The organism is Arthrobacter sp. Y3223151 (assembly GCF_059091125.1).
The window spans coordinates 1-8,179 of record NZ_JBNHGI010000026.1; the positions used below are offsets into that span (position 1 = coordinate 1).

The window sequence follows — 8,179 nt, forward strand, 5'->3', positions numbered from 1 at the left end:
GGTGCGCGAAGCCAACCGCATGGGGTACGAACTGGAGCTGGTCGAGGAGCTGGCCGCGAGCGCGGCCACCATCAGCAAGCGCCCGAAGATGCTGGCAGTGTTGGCAGACCTGAAGGCCGGCAAGTACCAGGGACTCATGGTCTCCAAGCTGGATCGGCTCTCCAGGAACATGGAGGACGGTACCCGGCTGCTGGCCGACTCGCAACGTCAGGGTTGGCGCATCATCTGTCTCGACCTCGGGGTCGATACGGCCACCATCATGGGAGCCGGCATGTACAACATGGCGCTCAACTTCGCAGAGATCGAACGCAAGTTCATCGGCGCGCGGACGGCTGCAGCAATGCGGGAGAAAGCCGCCCAGGGGGAACACATGGGCAGGACTGCCGTCCTGCCGGTGGAGGTCATGCTGCGCATCCACGCCGACCGCGAGCGCGGTCTATCCCTCCGGAAGATCGCGGAAGCTCTCACCGCTGAAGGCATCACCACAGCGACGGGCAAAGCGTGGCACGCATCCACCGTCAAGGCGGTGTTGGAGTCGGTCACGCTGCGGCGTGCCCTCCAGGAACGGGGCCGAAGGATGGAGGTTTAGAACGCGCAAGGTGGACGGGGGCAATCCTGTGTCCCTTCCGTGCTGTTCGAAACTGCAGGGCATCCGTAGGATGTGCCCATGTGGAGGCCATCAACAGGGGTACTCGTAGGCGTGATAATCGCCGGATCGCTGCTTGCCGGCGGCTCAGTTGCTTTAGCCCAAGGGACCGAAGAGAGTCTGGTGGCCCTGCCTTGCGCTGAGAGCGGGGATGAATGCCCGACTTCGTACGGCGATATACCGGGCTGGCCGGTCAACGAGAACGGCCAGTCTTACGGCATCCAGGGAGATAGCCCGGTCCCACCAGACCTCATTTCTGTAGTCGCCACGAATGGCCTGACCGGATACTCACGCTCAACGGATCTTGCGCACCCCAACTTCAGTTCGCCGGAAGAAGCACTGGCGTGGCAGGAAGAGAACGCCGGAAAGAGCCGGACCATCCCCGTGTTTGAACAGGATGGAGAAACCGTCATCGGGGAGTTCGTCATCGGACGCGTAGTGATTACCGCCGGCTGAGTAGGCGGCGCAGGAACGGGACGGGCTGACGCCCGTCCTTTTCCGTGTCTGGAGCCGGGGGAGAAGCAGGCGCAGGAGGCTCTTTATCAGAAGTCTTCGGGTGCCGGCGAGAGACCGGGCCAGGCCAAATATGCTTCCAGCCAAGGATTCTCGACTAGGGCAGCGATTGTGGGGTTGGTTCCGCCGACGAAGACACTGCGGGCGTAGATGTCATTCCCCACGCACCAGGCGCCGTCGGCCGGCAGCCACCACATGGGCAGACGTCCGGGAGGATCTTCAACCGGCTGCAGGGCATCGCGCAGCGACCCACGCAACACATGCATTCTCCTATCCGGCGCGACTAAGACCGTCGGTGCCCCGGCCACATCCGCGAGCAGACCCGCGTAGCCTTCCCACGTAAGGAAGTAGCAATCTTCCGCAGCAGTGGTGAAGGACTCAAGAACAGATATCAGGTGGTCAGCAGTTGAAGGATCGATGGTTCCCATCTCGGGACCAGAAAAGGTGCCCAGGTCATGGTCGCTATTTATGAGGATGTCGCTCCACTGAGTTTCGGCGTCGACTTCAAATCCTGATCCTGCCAATTCTTGCCAAGTGCAACGCCTGCCGTCCGGCGCGAGGGCGGGATTCAGCACGCGCGCATATGCTTCGTATTCACCAATGAGCAGGTCACGGAGCAGCAGCGCATAAGAGGTGTCGGAAGTTCCTCGGACGAGCCGGGACAGGATCGGCGGCAGGTCCAAGGCAGGACTGAGCGTCATTCGCTCAGGATACTCACCGGCCCAGCAGTCGGCGCAGGAACGGGACGGGCTGACGCCCGTCCTTCTCTGCATCTGGAGTAGGACGAGAGGCAGGTGCAGGAGGCTCTGTACGGCTCTCTGCGGGCCTATCGCCGGACGTGGTGGGCTCTGGCTTGGTTGAACCTTTCTCCAGCATCCTGAGGGCAACAGCCTGCGCCTCAATGATCCGCTCGTGGGCGGCGACCAGGGCACGCATACCGTCCACGCGCTCCTCGGCGACGGCGGCACGCTGGGTAGCTGCCGCCAACTGCTGGCGCAGGGCGTCAACCTCGGCCTTCAAGGGGCCGTCAGGGGTAGCAGGTGGGGTGTCAGTTGAAGGGGCTTCAGTGGTGCGCGTCATCAGTCCCACCGCGATCAGGGCAGTGACGGGTATCTGCCAGCCCCGGCCCGTTTCGTAGGCTCCGTGTTCCCTGAGTTCTTCGCGCTTCCGGCGCACCGTGGACACGGATACGCCGCACGTCTTGGCCGCTTCAGCCAGCCCCATCACCGGGGGTTTCGTCGTGGCCGTCATGACGGGTAGCACCGAGAAATCTGGAGGGTATCAGGGGGCGTCATGCCCCAGACCCTACCGGCGATGGCCCCCAGGAAGGGGTACGCGACACGCCCCGCCGGACAAAGAGAAATCCCCCGGTAGCGCCAACCGCCGGGGGATCATGAAGTTTGCTCTTCAAATTGAATAAGTGGAGTCTATCAACCGCGCCAACGGTTGAGTAGTCGCACGACGGGTGGACACCCCGCGTGTCTCGGACAGACCGAGGAAATTTTCAAAGCCAAGCTGGGTAGCCAAACGCCCCTGAGTGATCGGGAGGAAGGCCCCGGCCCCTTACCGGGTTTGAGCCGGCTCCAATGTCGAGCCTTGCGGCAGGGTGTTTCACTGGGTCGAGCAATCCCCAGAATCGAAGGAGTGCCAGCGCCTACAGCAGACCCAGCCGGGTCTGCCAGATCGCAAGGCACATGCCGCCACTGTGCAGGAGTAATGCCCTGCGCCTGATGACGATACGACCGAGCAACCGACGCGACCGACGCGGTGTTCAACACCATCATCTGCCTGATACGTTCCCCCACCCCGGGGAGCTAATCAGGCAGAATCCTGCCCTCCCTCGCCCCTCTGCTCCCTCTGCGGTGTCCGGTTCCACAGGAACCTTTCTAAGCCCAGGCACCCGCGGAGAGACAGGCAAACCCCTACGGGTAGTACCCCAGACAGGGGACCACGACGGCAGGTCAGCATCCCCGCCAAGGTGCTTGGTCAGGTGCTCGGGCTGGGAATGCGTAGATGTACCAGGAGGGTTGCTCCGCTGGCGCTACGCAACCCCCGATTACCGGCGGCTTCGTTCGGTGCGGCTTTTGGCTATACGCCATGCCACCAACATGATTACGGCGGCGACAAAGAACCCGGAGGATATGAGCAGGCCCACGATTAGGGATTCACCGGTCGCCACACGCAGCACAGCTGTACCAACACCCACCACCGTCCAAACAGCAGCCAAGAGCAGCGCCTGTTTTTGCGTCAATGCGCCGAACCTACCCACCGGCTCTCTCCCCATGCGGGGAAGCCTAGCGCTAAAACCCATATGGAGGCCCGCTGTTGGCAAGCTCTGGGTGGAGGACCAGTTAGCTGCATAGCGCGGGGCCGCTCCGCTGGAGCTACGCGGCCCCGCCCCGACAGCTTTCACCGCCAGTTCCAGACGGAGCAAGCTATACGGTTACACCGGTATAAGTCCTGCCGGCGGGCCGTAGTCCCCTGGCGGGGGCGCTGCACTGGGCATCATGCAGACCCGTGACGGGGCCGCTCCGCTGGAGCTACGCGGCCTGACTGGAAGCCATGAAGCGGCCGCCACGGTTCTACTCTTGGTGGATGGACACTCTGGAGTTCTTCGTCCATGGCGAGTTATTCCGCGTGAGCGAGCAGTGGCAGCCCAGCGGGATGGTGAGTTATGACTTCGCCTGGCTGAACGGGCCGAACGGCGGGACGTACGGCTTCACTGTGGGCCTAGCGGCCACCGGGCCGGCTCCCGACGCGCGGTTGACCCGCGAACAACTGGTGGACGAGGCACGCGGCTTCATCGAGGGGTTCTACGCACCCGGCGGCATCGGCCAGGAGGACTTCCCCGACCACACGCCGGCGCACCCCCGTAACGCGGACGAGCGATAGCCGGCTGTTGGCCGCTCCGCTGGAGCTACGCGGCCTCACCATCAAAGCCCCCGGACGGGCTAGCTGGGGCTCGCCGCAGACAACCTCGTACACCGCCAACAACGTGGTGCAGTAGCGCTAAGTCTTCTGATGCGCTAAACGGCTCGGCAGGTTTTTGGCCGAACAGTGGGAGCCCTGCCGTTCTGCGCGAAAGACGACGTGCCACGTCATGCCATGGAGGGGGCCGGTAGACTGGGCAAGTTTGTTTTCTGATACATCGGAGAGGACTGGATGGGACGCCCGAAAGCCCGGTATCCGCGCTACTGCATCGAGTGCCAGGACCGCCGGACACTGGCTACGAATCGGGGCGCGTTCTGCCGATCGCACTTTCAAGCGTGGCGGCGGACGTTCCCGAAGTGCAGGTTTGAAGGGTGCGACACCCGGTTGGGCATGCCCAAGGGCAAGCCCAGCTTCGATAAGTTCGGCCGGCTCAAGAAGACGAAGCCCAAGGATTCACGCGGCGGCTACTGCCGCCGGCATGACCACCTTCTCCTCAAGGAGCCTCATCGGACGCCGGAGCAGATGGCCCGTACCCTGAGGAACTTCATAAGGGCTATCGAGCCAGACATGGTGCTGGGGTGCTGGAACTGGAAGGGCCGGACCAACGGGAAATATGCGCTGCTGCACGTTGGCAAGCCTGAGTGGCTGGCGCATCGCTACAGCTTCAACTTGTTCATTGGCGGGCATCGGCACGGGCAGACGCTTGACCATGTCTGCCGCAATGCCCTGTGCGTCCGTCCGGACCACCTGCTGCCTGTCACTCCGAAACGCAATTCGGCCATGGAGCACCGCACACATACTCCGGAATCCATCGCCCGCGACTTGGCGCAGATCCCGCACATGCCACCGGACGTCGCACTGTGGGCAATTGAAAACCGCTTGCCTATAGGTCGGGCGGTACCCGGGGAACCGTTTGGTTTCGGACTGGACGGCGTTCCCGTGGAGCACTCCGACGGCCCGACGGAGTATCCCGGCGCAAAAGACCTGGTGCGTATCTAACCCGCGAGCCGGCCTAAGTTCCCCGCCCCAACAGCCCCGCACCCCAGTAACGACAGGGAAGTTGGCTCAGAAAAAGGTTCCAAAGCGTACCGACAAAAAGCGGCTAACACCACCGGTCCCGCTCGCGCGGGCCCGAAGGGGTATGCCCCCACCCCCCTGTCGCTGGGAATACCCGTACGCTCACGTGGCCGCCATGCACGGGCGGGCGGGGCTTCGTCCGAGCATGGGGCATCCCCCACCTGTTCCTGACTAGCGCAGCACCTTGTCCAGAAACAGGACCACGAATGGAACCACGACTGCGGCACCGGCCAAGAGCACTGCGGCCCACGACATGCGGCGATTGAATGTCTGCTGCTGGGCTTCCCGCTCAGCATTGACTTTCGCCTCCGCCGCTTGGGTTTCTCCGAGCTGCCGCAGAGCCTCCAGCGTCTCCGTCTGGCGTTCAGCTTGGACTCTCCTTTCCTCCGCACGATCTTGCAGTTCCTGGAGGGTTCTCGACTGGCGGCGGCTCTCCGCCATCACGGCGTCATGCCGCACGATTTCGGCAGGGGGAAGGTGCATGTTTGAGAAGTCCATGCCTCATTGTTCACGGCCCGAGTGACACCTGAACCTTTCGGCACGAACTACTTGTGTACATAAAGGGTTCCCATTGTGTACAGTTAGGTCATGACCACCACCTCACCGGTTCCCGAAGTGATCCACGCCGACCAGGCAATCCGCGTCGTCGGGTACATCCGCGTCTCCACCGACAAGCAGGACATCAGCCCCGACGTACAGCGCGCGGAGCTGGTGCGCGAAGCCAACCGCATGGGGTACGAACTGGAGCTGGTCGAGGAGCTGGCCGCGAGCGCGGCCACCATCAGCAAGCGCCCGAAGATGCTGGCACTGCTGGCAGACCTGAAGGCCGGCAAGTACCACGGGCTCATGGTCTCCAAGCTGGACCGGCTCTCCAGGAACATGGAGGACGGCACCCGGCTGCTGGCCGACTCGCAACGTCAGGGTTGGCGCATCATCTGTCTCGACCTCGGCGTCGACACAGCCACCATCATGGGAGCCGGCATGTACAACATGGCGCTCAACTTCGCAGAGATCGAACGTAAGTTCATCGGTGCACGGACGGCTGCAGCAATGCGGGAGAAAGCCGCCCAGGGGGAACACATGGGCAGGACTGCCGTCCTGCCGGTGGAAGTCATGCTGCGGATCCACACCGACCGCGAGCGCGGCCTGTCCCTCCGGAAGATCGCGGAAGCTCTCACCGCTGAAGGCATCCCCACGGCCACGGGCAAAGCGTGGCACGCATCCACCGTCAAGGCGGTGTTGGAGTCGGTCACGCTGGCGCGTGCCCTCCAAGGTGGGTTGTAGCAGCTCATAGGATGGCCGGAAGGTAGAGCGACAAGGGGTGTGGAGACGTGGGCCGGTTATCGAATGCAGCGGTATACGGGGTTGGCTCGACGATGGTTGTCGTCGGCCTGACTAGTGCCTTTTTCACCTGGCTTGGTTTCGGTGGGATTGCTGAAGCCAACGACGACATCCGGCCCTCTGCACTCCGGATTGGAATCACTCTCGGATTTATGGGACTAGCCGCCCTGGGGGCCGCCCTGGTGCTGTTCGTTATCGCACGGGTCATTTGGGTAATGTTCAGGCGCCGCGGGGGTGACGGAAGCCTGATCAGGTGAACGACACCTACCCGCGGCCAAGTAGCCGGCGCATTGGAGTCGGTCACGCTGCGGCGTGCCCTCCAGGAAGAAGGGCTATCGCCGGCCTAGTAGCCGGCGCAGGAAGGTTCAGTCCGCTCTCAAGGGCCTGACTGCCAAGGGGCGCCTACAAGGGGTAGACAGGCGCCAAGGCGCTGGCCTGTCGGCCAGCCCCAGCGGTTCAAAGTCCATACTTGGATTCGGTCTCCGGCGGGATAGCGCCGACTACGGACATGAGCGCCTTGTCGTAGTCACCTCCGAAGGCGATCTGGGTGAGGTCCTTGAACCGGATCTCCTCCAGGAAGTCCTCCCAGTTGGCTTTGGTGTCGATGGTCAGCAACCCGACGGACTTCTTGGTCCAACCTCCGGGCACGCCGATCAGACGGATGCCCGGATGCTTCGTTTCCCGGAACACTGAGACGATCGTGCCCGCCGCCGTCGCGGTTTCGAGGATGGCCCGCGGACTCGCGAGGTCGAATGAAGCCGCGGGCTTCGCCGGCGGCCACTGCTCGTCTTGGTGGAGGAACTTCTCGAACGTGGTTTCCTGATCCACCCGGCGCAGATCCGCCAGCCTGAGGACCCGGTAGCCATCCAGGTACCCGCCATCTCGAATGGATGCCAGCAGGACCCACTTGGCACCGAGGTCCAGTACGATGCCCTGAATCTCCCAGTCCGGCACGACGGTGCGCAAGATAGTGACCGGCCGGACCTCCCTCATAGAGTGGGCAAGCCTCGAATGGATCTTCTTCTTTGAGTGGGCCTTCTGAGACATGGGCCCATCCTGACATGCCAGCTTCAAGCCGCTGCAACACGACGGCCCAGGACTACCGCCGGCCTATCAGCCCCAGGCGGCGCAGGAATGGGACGGGCTGACGCCCGTCCTTCTCTGCATCTGGAGCCGGATGAGAGGCAGGCGCAGGAGGCGCTGTGTGCCTCTCTGCGGGCCTATCGTCGAACACAACGGGCTCGGGCTGGGGTGAACCTTTTTCCAGCATCCTGAGGGCCACAGCCTGCGTCTCAATGATCCGTTCGTGGGCAGCGACCAGGGCACGCATACCGTCCACCCGTTCCTCGGCCACGGCGGCACGCTGATTAGCTGCCGCCAACTGCTGGCGCAGGGCGTCAACCTCGGCCTTCAAAGGGCCGTCAGGGGTAGCAGGCGGGGCGTCAGCTGAAGATGACCACCACCTCATCGGTTCCCGAAGTGATCCACGCCGACCAGGCAATCCGCGTTGTCGGGTACATCCGCGTCTCCACCGACAAGCAGGACATCAGCCCCGACGTACAGCGTGCGGAGCTGGTGCGCGAAGCCAACCGCATGGGGTACGAACTGGAGCTGGTCGAGGAGCTGGCCGCGAGCGCGGCCACCATCAGCAAGCGCCCGAAGATGCTGGCA

General features: G+C 63.3%; 11 protein-coding genes. 6 read left to right on the forward strand and 5 right to left on the reverse strand.

What is annotated here, in order from left to right:
* Positions 1-589, forward strand: a 589-nt coding sequence (locus tag AC5RUP_RS17115; RefSeq protein ID WP_494154228.1) for a recombinase family protein, incomplete at its 5' end; no start/stop codon positions are given.
* A gap of 111 nt (positions 590-700) precedes the next feature.
* The gene (locus AC5RUP_RS17120) at positions 701-1,102 is read left to right on the forward strand and encodes a hypothetical protein (protein WP_494069339.1); all 402 of its coding nucleotides are present in this window, start codon (positions 701-703) and stop codon (positions 1,100-1,102) included.
* 86 nt (positions 1,103-1,188) lie between these two features.
* On the opposite strand, the gene AC5RUP_RS17125 is transcribed toward AC5RUP_RS17120, so the two are convergent.
* The 3 genes from AC5RUP_RS17125 to AC5RUP_RS17135 form a co-directional block, all read right to left on the reverse strand.
* On the reverse strand, positions 1,189-1,860 hold the full coding sequence (locus AC5RUP_RS17125) for a hypothetical protein (RefSeq protein WP_494069338.1): 672 nt from the start codon (positions 1,858-1,860) through the stop codon (positions 1,189-1,191).
* A gap of 13 nt (positions 1,861-1,873) precedes the next feature.
* The gene (locus tag AC5RUP_RS17130; RefSeq protein WP_494154229.1) at positions 1,874-2,410 is read right to left on the reverse strand and encodes a hypothetical protein; all 537 of its coding nucleotides are present in this window, start codon (positions 2,408-2,410) and stop codon (positions 1,874-1,876) included.
* 805 nt (positions 2,411-3,215) lie between these two features.
* The gene (locus tag AC5RUP_RS17135; RefSeq protein ID WP_494154230.1) at positions 3,216-3,410 is read right to left on the reverse strand and encodes a hypothetical protein; all 195 of its coding nucleotides are present in this window, start codon (positions 3,408-3,410) and stop codon (positions 3,216-3,218) included.
* A gap of 344 nt (positions 3,411-3,754) precedes the next feature.
* Between AC5RUP_RS17135 and AC5RUP_RS17140 the strand changes: the two genes are divergently transcribed.
* Together AC5RUP_RS17140 and AC5RUP_RS17145 are read left to right on the forward strand one after the other, a co-directional pair.
* The gene (locus AC5RUP_RS17140) at positions 3,755-4,051 is read left to right on the forward strand and encodes a hypothetical protein (protein WP_494154231.1); all 297 of its coding nucleotides are present in this window, start codon (positions 3,755-3,757) and stop codon (positions 4,049-4,051) included.
* A gap of 423 nt (positions 4,052-4,474) precedes the next feature.
* On the forward strand, positions 4,475-5,089 hold the full coding sequence (locus AC5RUP_RS17145; protein WP_494154232.1) for a hypothetical protein: 615 nt from the start codon (positions 4,475-4,477) through the stop codon (positions 5,087-5,089).
* Between the two features lie 249 nt (positions 5,090-5,338).
* On the opposite strand, the gene AC5RUP_RS17150 is transcribed toward AC5RUP_RS17145, so the two are convergent.
* A complete protein-coding gene (locus tag AC5RUP_RS17150; RefSeq protein ID WP_494154233.1) occupies positions 5,339-5,665 on the reverse strand; it encodes a hypothetical protein in 327 nt (108 codons plus the stop codon).
* Between the two features lie 90 nt (positions 5,666-5,755).
* Here AC5RUP_RS17150 and AC5RUP_RS17155 point away from each other — a divergent pair, with 90 nt between their 5' ends.
* Entirely contained in the window at positions 5,756-6,451 is a 696-nt protein-coding gene (locus AC5RUP_RS17155) for a recombinase family protein (protein ID WP_494154234.1), read from the forward strand.
* Positions 6,452-6,964: 513 nt separating this feature from the next.
* On the opposite strand, the gene AC5RUP_RS17160 is transcribed toward AC5RUP_RS17155, so the two are convergent.
* Positions 6,965-7,555 carry a hypothetical protein gene (locus tag AC5RUP_RS17160; protein ID WP_494069341.1) on the reverse strand — a complete coding sequence of 197 codons (591 nt, stop codon included), beginning with the start codon at positions 7,553-7,555 and terminating at the stop codon, positions 6,965-6,967.
* Between the two features lie 405 nt (positions 7,556-7,960).
* On the opposite strand from AC5RUP_RS17160, the gene AC5RUP_RS17165 reads away from it, so the two are divergent.
* Positions 7,961-8,179 (forward strand): recombinase family protein (locus tag AC5RUP_RS17165; RefSeq protein ID WP_494154236.1); only part of this gene is annotated, 219 nt, incomplete at its 3' end.